Source organism: Pseudomonas sp. RV120224-01b, assembly GCF_003208145.1.
GTDB lineage: Bacteria > Pseudomonadota > Gammaproteobacteria > Pseudomonadales > Pseudomonadaceae > Aquipseudomonas > Aquipseudomonas monteilii.
Genome location: NZ_QKMQ01000012.1, coordinates 51653 through 67995 on the forward strand (window position 1 = coordinate 51653; position 16343 = coordinate 67995).

Consider the following 16343-nt stretch of genomic DNA (forward strand, 5'->3'; position numbering starts at 1 on the left):
TTTTTGCCCGCCAAGACCTTCAGTGGATAGGGTGTTATGTCCGGAAAAGCGCAACAGCAGTCTCGTATCAAAGAGTTGATCACCCGCGGTCGTGAGCAGGGCTACCTGACTTACGCGGAGGTCAACGACCACCTGCCTGAGGATATTTCAGATCCGGAACAGGTGGAAGACATCATCCGCATGATCAACGACATGGGGATCAACGTATTCGAGAGTGCTCCGGATGCGGATGCCCTTCTGTTGGCGGAAGCCGACACTGACGAAGCCGCGGCCGAAGAAGCCGCTGCTGCGTTGGCGGCAGTTGAAACCGATATCGGCCGCACGACCGACCCGGTGCGCATGTACATGCGCGAAATGGGTACCGTCGAGCTGCTGACCCGCGAAGGCGAAATCGAAATCGCCAAGCGTATCGAGGAAGGCATCCGTGAAGTCATGGGCGCCATCGCCCACTTCCCGGGCACTGTCGACTACATTCTCGGCGAATATGACCGCGTCACCACCGAGGGTGGCCGTCTGTCGGACGTTCTCAGCGGTTACATCGACCCTGACGACAACATCGCTGCGCCGACCGAAGAAGTGCCGATCCCTGGCACCAAGGCCGCCGCTGCGAAAGAAGAGTCCGACGACGACGAAGAAGAGTCCGAAGGCGGTGACGACGAGGAAGAGGCCGAAAGCGGCCCGGACCCGGTTGTCGCAGCCCAGCGCTTCGGTGCGGTATCCGAGCAGCTTCAGGCGACCACCAAGGTCCTGAAGAAAAACGGTCGTACCCACAAGGAAAGCGTCGAGGCCCTGCAGGCCCTGGCCGACCTGTTCATGCCGATCAAGCTGGTACCGAAGCAGTTCGAGGTACTGGTCGAGCGTGTACGTGATGCCCTGAACCGCCTGCGCCAGCAAGAACGCGCCATCATGCAGCTGTGCGTGCGTGACGCCCGCATGCCGCGTGCCGACTTCCTGCGCATGTTCCCAAGCAACGAAACCGACCAGACCTGGAGCGGTGACCTGGCCAAGCGCAACACCAAGTGGGCTGCTGCCCTGGGTGAAAAGGACGCCGCCATCGTTGCCTGCCAGCAGAAGCTGATCGACCTTGAGACCGAAACCGGCCTGACCGTTGCCGAGATCAAGGAAATCAACCGTCGCATGTCGATCGGTGAAGCCAAGGCCCGCCGCGCCAAGAAAGAAATGGTCGAGGCGAACCTGCGTCTGGTGATCTCCATCGCCAAGAAGTACACCAACCGTGGCCTGCAGTTCCTCGACCTGATCCAGGAAGGCAACATCGGCTTGATGAAAGCGGTGGACAAGTTCGAATACCGTCGCGGTTACAAGTTCTCGACCTACGCCACCTGGTGGATTCGTCAGGCGATCACCCGTTCGATCGCCGACCAGGCACGCACCATCCGTATTCCGGTGCACATGATCGAAACGATCAACAAGCTCAACCGTATTTCCCGCCAGATGCTGCAGGAAATGGGCCGTGAACCGACCCCGGAAGAGCTGGGCGAGCGCATGGAAATGCCTGAGGACAAGATCCGCAAGGTATTGAAGATCGCCAAAGAGCCGATCTCCATGGAAACCCCGATCGGTGACGACGAAGATTCGCACCTGGGCGACTTCATCGAGGACTCGACCATGCAGTCCCCGATCGACGTAGCCACGGTCGAAAGCCTCAAGGAAGCCACCCGTGACGTGCTCTCGGGCCTGACCGCACGCGAAGCCAAGGTGCTGCGCATGCGTTTCGGTATCGACATGAACACCGACCACACCCTCGAAGAAGTGGGCAAGCAGTTTGACGTAACGCGTGAGCGGATCCGTCAGATCGAAGCGAAGGCGTTGCGCAAACTGCGCCACCCGACTCGCAGCGAGCACCTGCGCTCCTTCCTCGACGAGTGATGACAAACCCCGGCCCAGGCCGGGGTTTTTCTTTAGTGGCCCGTAACATAAAGCCCGGCTTCCACTGCACATCTGCAGCAATGCCCGTCTACACTCGACTTCAGACCACCTGAATGCGAGGCTGCCATGTCCTTGAAGCCGGCCATTCTGTTGCTGCTCCTGATGCTGTGGAACACAACGGCCGGCGCCCTGACCCTGACAGACGAGGAAAAAGCCTGGCTGGCTGCCCACCCGCAGCTAAGCCTGGGTGTCGACGCCTCTTGGCCACCGTTCGAGTTTCGCGACCAGGAGGGCCGGTACCAGGGATTGGCCGCCGATTACATCGCCATGATCCAGCAACGTCTGGGTGTGACGCTAAAACCGGTCGAACCCAGTAGCTGGACCGAAGTATTGGCGCAGGCGCGCGAAAGCCGCATCGACCTGCTGCCCGGCATCATGTCTACCCCTGAACGCCAGGGCTACCTGGCTTTCACCCGCCCATACCTCGACTTTCCCATTGTCATCCTTGCCCACAAAGGCGGCGCACAGCCACGCAAACTGGAAGACCTGTACGGCCTGAAAATCGCTGTGGTCGAGAACTACGCCCCGCACGAGTTGCTGCGCACCCACCACCCGGACCTCAACCTGGTCGCACTGCCCAATGTAAGCTCCACGCTGCAGGCCTTGGCCACCGATCAGGTAGATGCCGTCGTCGGCGACCTCGCTTCCAGCATCTGGAGCCTGCGCCAGCTCAAGCTCGACGGCCTCTACGTCAGCGGCGAAACGCCCTATCGCTACCAACTGGCGATGGCGGTCCCCCGCAGCAACCACGTACTGGTCGGTATTCTCGACAAAGTGATGGCCGACATGAGCAGCAGCGAAGTCAGCCAGATACAGCAGCGCTGGGTAGGCAATGTGGTCGACCAGCGGATGTTCTGGTCCGACCTGCTGGTGTATGGCCTGCCAACGGTGCTGTTGCTGATGGCCGTACTGGCCGTAGTGATCCGCATCAACCGCCGCCTCAGTTCGGAAATTTCACGGCGCATTGCCTTGGAACAGGAGCTGCGCAGCAGCGAATACCACTACCGAGGTTTGATAGAAAGCCTGTCGGCCATCGCCTGGGAAGCCGATGCCAACGACTTCACCTACAGCTACGTTTCGCCGCATGCCGAAGATCTGCTCGGCTATCCCTTGAGTGACTGGCTCAAGCCTGGTTTCTGGCGCAGCATTCTGCACCCGGAAGATGCCCTCTGGGCCCAGGCCTACTGCGACAGCGAAACTGCAGCCGGGCGCGACCACAGCCTGGATTACCGGGTAATCCGAGCCGACGGCCAGCCCCTCTGGGTACGCAACATTGTCAGCATGATCGAGCACGGCCACCAACCGGTGATGCGCGGGCTAATGATCGACATCAGCGAAACCAAGCGCACCGAGGACGCCCTGCGCTTGTCCGAGCAGAAGTTCGCCTCGGTGTTCCAGCAGTGCCCTGATATTTTGCTGATCGCCCGTCACAGTGATGGCTGCCTGTTGGAGGTGAACGAAGCGTTCGAAGAACAGATCGGCCTGACCCCAGGCCAGGTGATTGGCCGTACCGCCACCGACCTCAACCTGTGGGGTGTCGAAGGCAGCGGCCCGCGTGTGCTCGAACGCCTGCACCAGGGCGGTATCCGCAACCTGGAAATGAGCTTCCGCCGCAGCAACGGCCAACTGTTCACCGGCCTGACCTCAGCCGAAACCTTCGAGCTCGACGGCACCCCGGCGCTGGTGGTGGCAGTACGCGATATCAGCCAGCTCAAGGAAACCCAGGAACAGCTGCAAACCTCGGAAGAGAAATTCGCCAAAGCCTTCCACGCCTCGCCCGACGGCCTGTTACTGTCGCGCCAGAGCGACGGTTTGCTGCTGGAGGTGAACGAGGGCTTCTGCCGCCTTACCGGCTATGACCTCAACCCGACCATCGACCAGACCTCGCTGGACCTGGGTATCTGGGTCGACCTCAACGAGCGCAAGCGCCTCGTCGACCAGCTCAACCGCGACGGCTTCGTGCGCGACTTCACCTGCCACATCCGCCGCAGTGACGGGCAAATCCGCCTCTGCGAGCTGTCCGCCAGGCCCCTACCGATTGCCGGCGTCGACTGCATGCTGACCATTGCCCGCGACATCACCGAACGCCATCTGATGCAGGAAAAGCTGCAACTGGCGGCCACCGTGTTCGAAAACACCGCCGAAGGCGTGCTGATTACCGACATCGACCAACGCATCAGTGCCGTCAACCGCGCCTTCAGCGAAATCACCGGCTATAGCGAAATCGAAGCCCTTGGCCAAACCCCGCGCCTGCTCGCTTCCGGCCAGCACGACAGCGCCTTTTATGCCGCCATGTGGCACCAGCTTACCGATGAAGGCCACTGGCAAGGCGAGATCTATAACAAGCGCAAGAACGGCGAGCTGTACCCCGGCTGGCTGACCATCAGTGCAGTACGCAACAATGAGCGCGAGATCACCCATTTCGTGGCCGTGTTTGCCGATATTTCCAGCCTCAAGCACGCCCAGGCCAAGCTCGACTACCAGGCCCACCACGACCCGCTGACCGGCCTGCCCAACCGCGCCCTGTTCGAGAACCGCCTGCAGGCCGTGCTTACCTGCGCGCAAGTATCGAACCGCCAGGGCGCGGTGCTGTTCCTCGACCTCGACCGCTTCAAGCACATCAACGACAGCCTCGGTCACCCGGTCGGCGACCTGCTGCTCAAAGGCATCGCCCAACGCCTGAAGGAGCAGGTGCGTGACGTCGACACCGTGGCCCGCCTGGGCGGCGACGAGTTCATCATCCTGCTACCGGGCCTGCACAAGCCCAGTGACGCCAGCACCATCGCCAACAAACTGCTGGCCTGCTTCGTCGCGCCGTTCCAGGCCGGTGAGCACGAGTTCTTTACCAGCGCCAGTATCGGCATCAGCCTGTACCCACAGGACGGCACTGATGTCGCGACATTGATCCGCAACGCCGACGCGGCCATGTACCGCTCCAAGGCCAAAGGCCGCAACCGCGTCGAAGCCTACACCCGCGACCTCACCGCTCAGGCCAGCGAGCGCATCGCCCTTGAGCACGAGCTGCGCCGCGCCGTCGAACGCAACGAAATGAGCCTGTGCTTCCAGCCCAAGCTCAGCCTCAAGACCCAAAGCCTGGTAGGCGCCGAGGCGCTGATCCGCTGGAGCCACCCCACCTTTGGTGAAGTACCGCCGGAGCACTTCATCCACCTGGCGGAAGAGAACGGCACCATTCTCCAGCTCGGCGACTGGGTGCTGGAGCAAGCCTGCCGGCAGATGCAGGCCTGGAAGCAACACTACGAACCGTTCGGCCCGTTGTCGATCAACCTCGCCGGCGCCCAGCTACGCCACCCACACCTGGCCCGACGCATCGAGCAACTGCTCAAGCAGCACCAGCTCAAGGCCGGCGACTTGCAGTTGGAAATCACCGAAAACTTCATCATGAGCCAGGCAGAAGAGGCCTTGGCCGTGCTGTACCAGCTGAAAAAACTGGGCGTGCAGTTGGCCATCGACGACTTTGGCACCGGCTACTCATCGCTGAGCTATCTCAAGCGCCTGCCGCTGGACATCCTCAAGATCGACAAGTCGTTCATCCGCGGCCTGCCTGACGACCCCCACGACGCTGCCATCGCGCGCGCGATCATCGCCCTGGGCCGCAGCATGCAACTGACGATCATTGCCGAGGGTGTTGAAAACCAGGCCCAGCAGCGTTTTCTGGCAGCGGAGGGGTGCGAGCAGATCCAGGGCTACATCGTCAGCCTGCCGCTGCCGCCAGAGGAATTTGCGGCCGCGTTTCTTCGCATAGCACTATCGGATCTTTCAGATGGCACAGGTGCGAAACCCTCGTTATAATCCGGCCACTTACTGAGGGCCTATAGCTCAGTCGGTTAGAGCAGAGGACTCATAATCCTTTGGTCCACGGTTCGAGTCCGTGTGGGCCCACCAGATACGACAAAGCCGCGCTAATGCGCGGCTTTTTCATTCAAGGCTTGCTCAGCCCTGGCAAATGATCAGCGCCTCCTCAATTCGGCAGCTTCTCGGCTCTCCAGAGAAGCCCCAGAACAGCGAAGGAAGCGGGCCACTAGCTACGGAACTGCCGTCCTCGTTGAACACCTCAATAACCGCGTTCCACAGGCTGGTGCGCGGTGTATCGCTGCCAGGATCCAGGCATAACAAGTGGGTTATCTGAAAGTTGCCGCCCTCTTCATAACCTTGATAACCGACCACCATCATCCAATGCCCGCTACCACCAGGCCAACGCACGCCAATGATGGGTGCACATTGGCAGTCGACAGCATCCTGTACCTGCTGGACGATGTCCTTCTTGCTTCCAGCTACGTACTCCGCGCCAACACCGACACCGCTGAAGCATTCGACCAGCCGGAGCATGTCCTTGTGATCAGTACCCTCTGAAACCAATGCACCCAGATTGCGGATCTCTGTACGGAACCGGCCCTCACGGCTGTTGCCATGCCATAGGTACATGTTCTGTACTTCCTCGTAGCACATGACGCCAAGGGTGACCAAGGCCATTACCACACTGTACGGACCGCACGCACCATCAAGGCCACCTTGGCGCAGGTGTACCAACTGACCGTTTCGCGCATAAGTAAGTGGGCCGTCCGGAGACACCATCAACCATGGGCTGACTGTCATTTTGTTCATTGAGCAAATCCTTGCATGGCTTGAGGGGGAGCAGCTTGGGGAAGGGGTCGAATGATATCAATAGGGCATCATCGCATCCATAAACCCAACACCGCCTTGGTGGTGCCTAAGTGCCATCACTTGCTATAAAGTACCTGCCAACACCTCCACTACCTATGCAATTGCAGGAAGTCTTCATGCTGAATGCCATCTTGGCCGGCAAGAAACGCGGCACGGGGCTGCAAGGACAGGCGTTCGACGCGCAGGGCGCAGAAGATGTGCTGACGGCCACGATCTTCGAGCGCTTGGCATACCTGCCAAACGAGCAATTCTGTGCCGTGATGTCAGAACTGCTAGGTGAAAACTTTGGGCCGCTGCAAGAGGTTGAGTACTGGCCCAGTTGGCACCTGCCCTGCGGCACCCGCGTCGAGCCGGACCTCGTGCTCTACGATGGCCGTCGTACTGTGGTAGTGGAGGCCAAGCGCTTCGACAATGTCCGCCAACAGAACGCAACCCAGTTATCCGCCGAGCTACTTGCTGGATGGCATGACGGCCAGCTGGAGGAAGGCTGCATTCTGCTTGCCCTGGGCGGCTTGGAGCTCCAGCCCCACAAAGCCCAGCCACACTTGCAAGCTGCCCTGCAGCAAGCATTGGCCAGCAATGCAGGAAAACCTTACAAACTGGTTTGCCAGAGTTGGACAGGGCTCTATCAGATCCTGCAAACCCATATCCAACCCGCTGGTTCGACCAGTTGTCAGCGCTTGCTCGATGACATCTCCGCCTGTTACGCCTGGCATGGTCTGCGCACCCACGAGCAACGTTGGTTGAAAGATCTTCACTCAGCCGCCATCACTACCCAGCCTGAAGCTTTCGCAGCATGGAATATCAAATGACAGGGAATCTGGAAAACGCACTGCTGGACGTACGTCGCGCCTATCGGCTGATCGCTGACTACCAGCAACGAATGTTCGAACTGTTGGGCTACATACGAGATCGGTTGGGCGCAGTGGACTACCATCACGAGTATGTCTATCCACAACCCAGAAGCTTGGCGGGCTTGGACAAGCGCGAAGACAGTGGCCTGCGTTACCTGCCGTTCTACGATCTTTCCGCCATCTGGCTCAGATACCCGCACGGCCAGGAGGCGCACTGGGACAACCAAGTAGCAGGCGACCTCATGTTCGGCGCCTGGATCCGCAGCGACACCGGCTTCGATAAGCAAGCAGGGACATTCGTTTGTGACCCTGCAGAGCAAACGCGCAGCGAACTGGTGCTTTCTGTGGTGATTTGTGACAAACCCAGCGAGGGCAACTGGTACCACAAATACTGGCTTGGGATCGACTACCCCGAGGACGGCGAAGTCAACTCAACAGACGTGCCTGGCTATCGCTGCTTCAGCAAGCCTATCCCGTTGGCCCAGCTGACAGACAAGGCAGCCGTCGAGGCCGCCTTGGGCGCCTGGTGCGCAGATGCCAGCGACAAGCTCGATACCACCATCAGCCTTCATGCGATTTGATGCAGGCTTTCTCTGTGAGGACTGATTCGTTGTCGGCTTGCTCAATGCCTATTCAGGACGGGGCTGCATCTCGACCTGCCGAGGATTGTAGAAGGTCATCCCAGTCGGAATATCCCGCGTAACCAGCGACATCGCGCCAATCACCACGTCGTCACCAATATCGATGCGATCAGCAACGATGCAGCTGTTGGCACCCATGCTTACGTTGTCGCCAATGCGCAGCGCGTATTCCTCCAGCCCGAGCGTCTTGATGCCGATCGAGCAGTTCTGGCGGATGAAGAAATTGCGCCCGATGCTCACATGCCGAGTAATCACCACCCCCGGTAGGTGAGCAATACGCAGGCCGGGCGCGATTTGTGCGCCGATGTCGATGTCCACCGCGTACTTGAGGTTGAGCCGTTGTTGCATGCGCCGAGCGTGACGCCGGGCCAGGCCGCCGCGAGCATCGAGGTATTGGGCCAGGCGGTAGGCAAAGAGAAAGCGCAGTTTGTTGTCCTTGCGTGCGCGGCGCAGTACGTTGAACAGCAGGCTGATACGGCGTCCTGGCCTTTTCTTGTTGGAGACTTCCAGTCGCCAGCATTCAAGCAGGTTGTCGAGGTTCACGCTCAGGTTCTCGTTGGACTAGCGTTTCATCATGCCGAAGGCTCAGCCTTCAGGCCAGCGCGGTCGCTGTAGAAGCGGTCTTGCCCTGATTGGCAGTCGCTCGCTAGGCTAGCAGGCCAACCGTAGAGACTCGCCATGTCGGATTCCCGCTCCATCACGCTGGATGAAATCGATCGCCAGCTGATCGCCCTGCTGCAGATCAACGCCCGCGAAAGCGTCGCCACCCTCGCCCGCCAGCTGGGTATCGCCCGCACCACCGTCAACTCGCGCCTGGAGCGCCTGGAGAAGAACAAGGTCATCTCCGGTTATGGCGTGCGCTTGGGCCAGCGGGTGCTGGGTGGCGGCCTGCAGGCGTATGTGGGGATCAAAGTGCAGCCGCGCTCCGGCAAGGAAGTGGTGCGGCGCCTGAGTGCCATGGGCCAAGTCCAACAGCTGTGCGCAGTGAGCGGCGAGTTCGACTACGTGGCCTGGCTGCTTACGGATTCGCCTGAGCAACTGGACCAGTTGCTCGACCAGATCGGCAGTGTCGACGGGGTGGAGAAGACCACCACGTCGATCATTCTCAGCAGCAAGGTGGACCGTGGGCAGCCGCTCTGATCAGTCAGACCTCCTGCCCGTCAAGCAATCCCTCCAGAATCGCCGAAAGGCTCTCGGCAGAATGCTGCATCGACCAGACGATGTCACGGCTGCGCTCGGGGGCGTGGTGTTGGGCGTAGTCAGTGGCGATCTGGTTAAGGCCTCGGGCCAATAGGCAGGCGTGGACCAGGGCGTCTGCGGCGTCGATCCCGGGGCGGATGGCGAATAACGGCGGGTGGCTGGATTCGCAGTTGCAAAAGGCTTTTTCAGCGGTGGGTTGCAGTTTTCCAGCTTGGTCAGAATCAGTCGGCTTCATGATGCAATTTCCAAATTGAGATTGTGGAAACCGCCTACCAAAACCTTCTCACAGGAATAGGTGGCAGCCATGCACGGGGTGAGAAACCGGCCAACTTGGAAATCCGGCCAGGCGAAAGCCTGCCCGCGCACGGCTGCCATGACATAAGCCTTGATGCGAAGTTGGAGGATGGGTTCTCACACCCAATCGCCCGAAAAACGGCGACTCCGTGAAGTTAACGCTGAAGCTTTTCCCACGCTGCCAGACCAAGGCGATAGCGGGTGTAGGGTAATTCTTTATTTCAAGCCATGGGTGTAGGAAGTGTCTGATCACCCGCATCGCAAGGGCAGCACTGTCCCCTGTAGGAGCGGGTTCACCCGCGAATGCTGTGGAGAATCGACCGACGCATTCGCGGGTGAACCCGCTCCCACAGGGGCCGGCGCAGCTCCTGAATTGCTCATTTGCCTGAACCGTCTAAATGTTCATGAATAAGCTCACTTTGACGAAACAACATACATTCAGACATCAATATGCATCTTATTAACGAACACCCCACCCCCTAAAATGACCTCCAGCCATCTCCTATACTCAGGCTCCGCCACCCGCGCAGCCCCTCTGGCAAGGTCACTTCATGAACAAGAAAAACCGCCACCCCGCCGACGGCAAAAAGCCCATCACCATCTTCGGCCCGGACTTCCCCTTCGCTTTCGATGACTGGCTGGAGCACCCCGCAGGCCTGGGCAGTATTCCGGCTGAGCGCCAGGGTGAAGAAGTGGCCATCGTGGGTGCCGGTATTGCCGGCCTGGTGGCGGCCTACGAGCTGATGAAGCTAGGCCTCAAACCGGTGGTGTATGAGGCCTCCAAACTGGGCGGCCGGCTGCGCTCGCAAGCCTTCAATGGCACCGACGGGATCATCGCCGAGCTGGGCGGCATGCGCTTCCCGGTATCGTCCACTGCCTTCTACCACTATGTGGACAAGTTGGGCCTGGAAACCAAGCCCTTCCCTAACCCGCTGACCCCGGCCTCGGGCAGCACCGTGATCGACCTGGAAGGCCAGACCTATTACGCCGAAAAAACCACCGACTTGCCCAAGCTGTTCCACGAAGTGGCCGACGCCTGGGCCGACGCGCTGGAAAGTGGTGCCCAGTTCGCCGACATCCAGCAAGCCATCCGTGACCGGGATGTACCGCGCCTTAAAGAGCTGTGGAACAAGCTGGTCCCACTGTGGGACGACCGCACGTTCTACGACTTCGTCGCCACCTCACGTTCGTTCGCCAAACTGAGCTTCCAGCACCGCGAAGTGTTCGGCCAGGTTGGCTTCGGCACCGGTGGTTGGGACTCGGACTTCCCCAACTCGATGCTGGAAATCTTCCGCGTGGTGATGACCAACTGCGACGACCACCAACACCTGGTCGTCGGCGGTGTGGAGCAGGTGCCGCAAGGGATCTGGCGCCATGTGCCGGAGCGCTGCGCCCACTGGCCGGAGGGCACCAGCCTGAGCGGCCTGCATGGCGGCGCGCCGCGCACTGGAGTGAAACGCATTGCCCGTGCCGCCGATGGCCGCCTGGCGGTCACCGACAACTGGGGCGACACCCGCCACTACGGCGCCGTGCTCGCCACCTGCCAGACCTGGCTGCTGACCACCCAGATCGACTGCGAGGAATCGCTGTTCTCGCAAAAGATGTGGATGGCCCTGGACCGCACCCGCTACATGCAGTCGTCGAAGACGTTCGTCATGGTCGACCGGCCATTCTGGAAGGACAAGGACCCGGAAACCGGTCGTGACCTGATGAGCATGACCCTCACTGACCGCCTCACCCGCGGCACCTACCTGTTCGACAACGGCGACGACAAGCCGGGGGTAATCTGCCTGTCCTATGCGTGGATGAGCGATGCGCTGAAAATGCTGCCGCATCCGGTGGAAAAACGCGTGCAACTGGCCCTGGATGCGCTGAAGAAGATCTACCCGAAAACCGATATCGCCGGGCACATCATCGGCGATCCAATCACCATTTCGTGGGAGGCTGATCCGCACTTCCTGGGCGCCTTCAAGGGCGCACTGCCGGGTCACTACCGCTACAACCAGCGCATGTATGCACACTTCATGCAGCAGGACATGCCCGCCGAGCAGCGCGGCATGTTCATCGCCGGTGACGATGTATCGTGGACACCCGCCTGGGTGGAGGGCGCGGTGCAAACATCGCTGAATGCGGTGTGGGGTATCATGAACCACTTCGGTGGCCACACCCACCCGGACAACCCCGGCCCGGGCGATGTGTTCGATGAAATCGGCCCTATTGCCCTGGCAGACTGAATCAAGGAGGCGTCATGCGCATCGCTTTGTTCCAGGGCACACCCAAGCCACTGGATGTGCCCGGCAACTTGCTACGGCTGCGCCATCAGGCGCAGTTGGCAGCCGAGCGCGGTGCACAGCTGCTGGTGTGCCCGGAGATGTTCCTGACCGGCTACAACATCGGCCTGGCCCAGGTCGAGCGCCTGGCCGAAGCTGACGATGGCGCGGCGGCCATGGAGGTAGCGGAAATCGCCCAGACGCACCGCATTGCCATTGTCTATGGCTACCCGGAGCGGGCAGATGATGGCGCAATCTACAACAGCGTGCAGTTGATCGATGCGCATGGCCGCAGCCTGTGCAACTACCGCAAGACCCACCTGTTTGGCGAGCTGGACCGTTCGATGTTCAGCGCAGGCCCGGACCACTTTCCGGTGGTCGAGCTTGAAGGCTGGAAAGTCGGCCTGCTGATCTGCTACGACATCGAGTTCCCGGAAAACGCCCGGCGCCTGGCGCTGGCGGGTGCCGAGCTGATCCTGGTGCCGACGGCGAACATGGCGCCGTATGACTTCATCTGCCAGGTGACCGTAAGGGTACGGGCGCAGGAGAACCAGTGCTACCTGGTATATGCCAATTATTGCGGCGCGGAAGACGAGATCCAGTATTGCGGGCAGAGCAGCATCATCGGCCCGGATGGTAGTTTGCTGGCCATGGGCGGGCGGGATGAATGCCTGTTGCTGGCCGAGCTGGAGCATGAGCAAGTGGTGCATGGGCGGATGGCATTTCCTTACCTGACAGATCTGCGTCAGGAGCTGCATCTGCGTAACCGCTGACAGGGGCCGCGGTGCGGCCCAATCGCCGGCAAGCCAGCTCCCACAGGATCGCGACAGATTGGAACATTGTGGGGTACTTGTGGGAACTGGCTTGCCGGCGATTGGGCCGGGCCTGCAAACAAATGGGTTAGCATGGACAGCAGCAACCGGAGCCCCCATGCCTGACGCCATCCGCCACCTCACCCTCGCCAACGGCCTGCAACTGACCCTGCGCCACGCCCCGCGCCTGAAGCGCTCGGCCGCCGCCCTAAGGGTACATGCGGGTAGCCACGACGCACCGGGCAAATGGCCGGGCCTGGCCCACTTCCTCGAACACCTGTTCTTCCTCGGCACCCCACGCTTTGCGCTGGACGACGGCCTGATGCGTTACGTGCAGACCCTGGGCGGCCAAGTCAACGCCAGCACCCGGGAACGCACGACCGACTTTTTCTTCGAAGTCCCGCCCAATGCGTTGGCCGGGGGCCTCGAGCGCCTGTGCCAGATGCTGGCCGAACCGGATCTGGGCATCGAGCGCCAACGCCGCGAGCGTGAAGTGATCCACGCCGAGTTCATTGCCTGGTCACGCAACCCGCAGGCCCAGCAGCAATTCGCCTTGTTGCAGTCGGTGTCGCAAGGCCATCCGCTGGGCGCATTTCATGCCGGCAACCGGTATACCCTGGCCCTGCAGGCCCCTGCCTTTCAGCAAGCACTTACGGGTTTCCACCAACGCTTCTATCAGGGTGGCCAGATCGTCTTGAGCCTATGCGGGCCGCAGCCGCTGGATGAGCTGGAGCAACTTGGCCGGCAGCATGCGACGCTGTTCGCCACAGGCAAGCATGTGCCGCGAATCGAACCGCCGCCATTGTCGGCGACGGCTACACCACTGGCCTTCACTCACGAAAACCTCCCGGCAGGTGCCGAGCAAGCGCTGGAGCTGCTGATCGCCTGCCTCGGCGACAGCCGCCCGGGTACCTGGCTGGGCGCACTTCGCGAGCGTGGCTGGCTGCAACGTTTCAAGGCCGAAACGCTGTATGCCTTTGCTGGCCAACTGCTGTGGCACCTCGACCTCAAGCTCAGCGCAGACGCCTGCCCAGACGAAGCCAGCGCCCTGTTGCACGGCTGGTTCAGCTTCATCCGCCAGGCCGACCTCGAGCTGTTGAACCGCGAATTCGGCCTGCTGCAGCACAGCCGCGAACGCAGCGCCAGTGCACTTGAACTGGCCCGCCGTGACAGCACGGGGCAGCCGTTCGCCAAGTTGGATACGCACGGTTTGCAGGCCCTTCAAGCCGTACTGCAAGGCCTGCCATGCAACGTGTATGGCGAATGGCACATGCCCTTGGTCGACCCCTTGCTGATGGCTGATCTACCCAGTGCGAATACAAAGCCTGTACCGGCAGCACTGCGTGTCAGTGAGCTGCTCCCTGGCGCCCGCCAATACGCAGCGCTCTACCTGCGCTGGCACGTACCCTCAACGTTGCGCCAACGTTTTCAGGGTGTGCTCGAACAGGCCCTGGCGCCACTGCAGGAGCGTTGTGAACGCGCCTCGGTACAACTGCAATTCACGGCCGCCGGGGAATACTGGCAGTTGCGCTGCGCCGGGCTACCGGCAGCGGTGCTGCGGGCAGTGGCGCAGGCCTTGGTTTTGATCGTCACCCCCCCGGCCAGATGCTGGCTGCCTTGCACAACGCCACCGGCGGCCCTGATCCCCATCAGGGCCTTGCTCAAGCAACTGCCTGACGCGGTGCTCGGCACCCCGCCCCCAACGGGTCCTGCCTGCACGCTGGAGCAGCAGCAACTCGACAAGCTGTGGCAGCACACACGCTGGCACGGCCTGGCCGCAGGCTTCGACGATTCAGCCCTGAACGCCCTGGGCACTGCTCTACAGCACTGCCCAGGGCACGGCTCGCTGCCAAGCCCCCTGCCCACTTGGGCCAAACGCCGTTGGCAGCATGCCGAAGTAGCGGGCAGCGAACACGCCCTGCTGCTGTTCTGCCCGCTGCCTGCAGCCAGCGAAGCGGGCGGCCGCTTGCTCGCGCAACACCTGCAAGGGCCGGTTTACCAGCGGCTGCGGGTGGAGCTGCAACTCGGCTATGCGGTATTCAGTACCTTTCGTCAGATAGAGGGGGTTGGCGGTCTGTTGTTCGGGGTGCAATCGCCGCACACCCACCAGGCACAGATCCTCGACCACCTGCTCACGCTACTCAGCAAGGGTGTCACCCTTGACCCAGACACCCAACAGGCCCTGGCCAGTCAATTCGATGAACCGGCCATGGCCAACGCCGATGTCGCCGAATGGGCGTGGCAGACACACCTGGCTACACAACCCGGCAGGCTGGATACGTTGCGCAGGGCTATTCTGAACACGCGGCAGACGGATCTGGACCACCTGCTGGGTAACCTGCTCGATGCAGACGCATCCTGGTTGTGTTTGGCCAACGCTGCCGCACCACCCCCTACGTGGAAGTGATCCAGGCCCGTGATTGTTACGCAAATTGCAACGGCACTTTTCGAATAATTAACCTTCCAGTACAAATTTTTCTTGTAAGATAGCGCAATCCCAGTTCCGGGAACCGCCTTTGCGTGGCGGTACCCAAGTAGTAACTGAGCAACCCCAAACCCATCCGGAAGGAGTAATCCCATGTGGACCAAACCTGCATACACTGATCTGCGTATCGGCTTCGAAGTCACCATGTACTTCGCTAACCGCTAAGCCCGGCTTAGGGTTCCACGCCTCGGCCTGCCGGGGCGTTTTCGTTTTTCCGATCCGGTTTTTTGCATAGAGAGTGGCCATGTACATCCAGGTTCTCGGCTCCGCCGCCGGTGGCGGGTTCCCGCAGTGGAACTGCAACTGCGTCAACTGCAAGGGCTTTCGTGACGGCACCCTGCGGGCCACGGCGCGCACCCAGTCGTCCATCGCCCTGTCCGACGACGGCGTACACTGGGTGCTGTGCAATGCCTCGCCCGACATCCGCGCCCAGCTCCAGGCCTTCGCGCCGATGCAGCCAGCCCGTGCCCTGCGCGACACCGGCATCAACGCCATCGTGCTGCTGGACAGCCAGATCGACCACACCACCGGCCTGCTCAGCCTGCGTGAAGGCTGCCCGCACCAGGTGTGGTGCACCGACATGGTCCACCAGGACCTCACCACCGGCTTCCCGTTGTTCAACATGCTCAACCACTGGAACGGTGGCCTGCAGTGGAACCGCATCGAGCTGGAAGGTAGCTTCGTTATCGAGGCCTGCCCAAACCTCAAGTTCACTCCATTCCCTCTGCGCAGCGCCGCACCGCCTTATTCGCCGCACCGCTTCGACCCGCACCCGGGCGACAACCTGGGCCTGCTGGTCGAAGACACCCGCACCGGCGGCAAGCTGTTCTACGCCCCAGGCCTGGGCCAGGTGGACGACAAGCTGCTGGCGATGATGCACGGCGCCGACTGCCTGCTGGTCGACGGCACGCTGTGGGAAGACGATGAAATGCAACGCCGTGGCGTGGGCACTCGCACGGGCCGCGAAATGGGCCACCTGGCGCAGAACGGCCCGGGCGGCATGCTCGAAGTGCTGGACGCTTTCCCGCGTCAGCGCAAAGTGCTTATCCACATCAACAACACAAACCCGATTCTCGATGAAGACTCCCCGGAGCGCGCCGAAGTCCAGCGCCGCGGTGTGGAAGTTGCCTTCGACGGAATGAGCATTGAGTTGTAAG

At 61.1% G+C, this 16343-nt stretch carries 13 protein-coding genes and 1 tRNA gene; 11 read left to right on the top strand and 3 right to left on the bottom strand.

From position 1 onward, the window contains the following. Positions 1-36: 36 nt before the first annotated feature. From rpoD to N436_RS18580, 3 genes are all read left to right on the top strand, one after another. Complete coding sequence (gene rpoD / locus N436_RS18570; RefSeq protein ID WP_060499073.1) at positions 37-1887, top strand: RNA polymerase sigma factor RpoD; 1851 nt, start codon at positions 37-39, stop codon at positions 1885-1887. 126 nt (positions 1888-2013) lie between these two features. Beyond that, positions 2014-5757 (top strand): bifunctional diguanylate cyclase/phosphodiesterase, encoded by a 3744-nt coding sequence (locus tag N436_RS18575; protein WP_105947291.1) that lies wholly within the window; start codon positions 2014-2016, stop codon positions 5755-5757. A 16-nt stretch (positions 5758-5773) separates the two neighbouring features. Beyond that, positions 5774-5850: transfer RNA gene (locus N436_RS18580), tRNA-Ile, on the top strand. Positions 5851-5898: 48 nt separating this feature from the next. On the opposite strand, the gene N436_RS18585 is transcribed toward N436_RS18580, so the two are convergent. Further along, a complete protein-coding gene (locus N436_RS18585) occupies positions 5899-6570 on the bottom strand; it encodes a hypothetical protein (protein WP_105947292.1) in 672 nt (223 codons plus the stop codon). A 176-nt stretch (positions 6571-6746) separates the two neighbouring features. On the opposite strand from N436_RS18585, the gene N436_RS18590 reads away from it, so the two are divergent. Beyond that, positions 6747-7442, top strand: coding sequence for an F-box domain-containing protein (locus tag N436_RS18590; protein WP_256589992.1), 696 nt, complete (start codon positions 6747-6749; stop codon positions 7440-7442). Further along, positions 7427-8065, top strand: a complete 639-nt coding sequence (locus N436_RS18595) for a hypothetical protein (protein ID WP_256589993.1) — start codon at positions 7427-7429, stop codon at positions 8063-8065. Before N436_RS18590 ends, N436_RS18595 begins: the two co-directional genes overlap by 16 nt. 48 nt (positions 8066-8113) lie before the next feature. Here the strand turns inward: N436_RS18595 and N436_RS18600 are convergent, their stop codons facing one another. After that, positions 8114-8668 (bottom strand): serine acetyltransferase, encoded by a 555-nt coding sequence (locus N436_RS18600; protein WP_105947293.1) that lies wholly within the window; start codon positions 8666-8668, stop codon positions 8114-8116. A 135-nt stretch (positions 8669-8803) separates the two neighbouring features. Here N436_RS18600 and N436_RS18605 point away from each other — a divergent pair, with 135 nt between their 5' ends. Further along, positions 8804-9265 carry an Lrp/AsnC family transcriptional regulator gene (locus N436_RS18605; RefSeq protein ID WP_016484597.1) on the top strand — a complete coding sequence of 154 codons (462 nt, stop codon included), beginning with the start codon at positions 8804-8806 and terminating at the stop codon, positions 9263-9265. A gap of 4 nt (positions 9266-9269) precedes the next feature. On the opposite strand, the gene N436_RS18610 is transcribed toward N436_RS18605, so the two are convergent. Then, positions 9270-9560 (bottom strand): hypothetical protein, encoded by a 291-nt coding sequence (locus N436_RS18610; protein WP_019097147.1) that lies wholly within the window; start codon positions 9558-9560, stop codon positions 9270-9272. Positions 9561-10170: 610 nt separating this feature from the next. On the opposite strand from N436_RS18610, the gene N436_RS18620 reads away from it, so the two are divergent. The 5 genes from N436_RS18620 (at position 10171) to pqqB (ending at position 16342) form a co-directional block, all read left to right on the top strand. Next, positions 10171-11853, top strand: a complete 1683-nt coding sequence (locus tag N436_RS18620) for an NAD(P)/FAD-dependent oxidoreductase (protein ID WP_019097148.1) — start codon at positions 10171-10173, stop codon at positions 11851-11853. A gap of 14 nt (positions 11854-11867) precedes the next feature. Continuing rightward, positions 11868-12662: a carbon-nitrogen hydrolase family protein gene (locus N436_RS18625; protein WP_105947295.1), complete on the top strand. Its 795-nt coding sequence runs from the start codon at positions 11868-11870 to the stop codon at positions 12660-12662. A gap of 157 nt (positions 12663-12819) precedes the next feature. Beyond that, positions 12820-15108 carry a pyrroloquinoline quinone biosynthesis protein PqqF gene (gene pqqF, locus N436_RS18630; RefSeq protein WP_110741689.1) on the top strand — a complete coding sequence of 763 codons (2289 nt, stop codon included), beginning with the start codon at positions 12820-12822 and terminating at the stop codon, positions 15106-15108. A 171-nt stretch (positions 15109-15279) separates the two neighbouring features. Further along, a complete protein-coding gene (gene pqqA / locus N436_RS18635) occupies positions 15280-15351 on the top strand; it encodes a pyrroloquinoline quinone precursor peptide PqqA (RefSeq protein ID WP_003243383.1) in 72 nt (23 codons plus the stop codon). A 79-nt stretch (positions 15352-15430) separates the two neighbouring features. Continuing rightward, complete coding sequence (gene pqqB, locus N436_RS18640; protein ID WP_105947297.1) at positions 15431-16342, top strand: pyrroloquinoline quinone biosynthesis protein PqqB; 912 nt, start codon at positions 15431-15433, stop codon at positions 16340-16342. Position 16343: the final 1 nt, after the last annotated feature.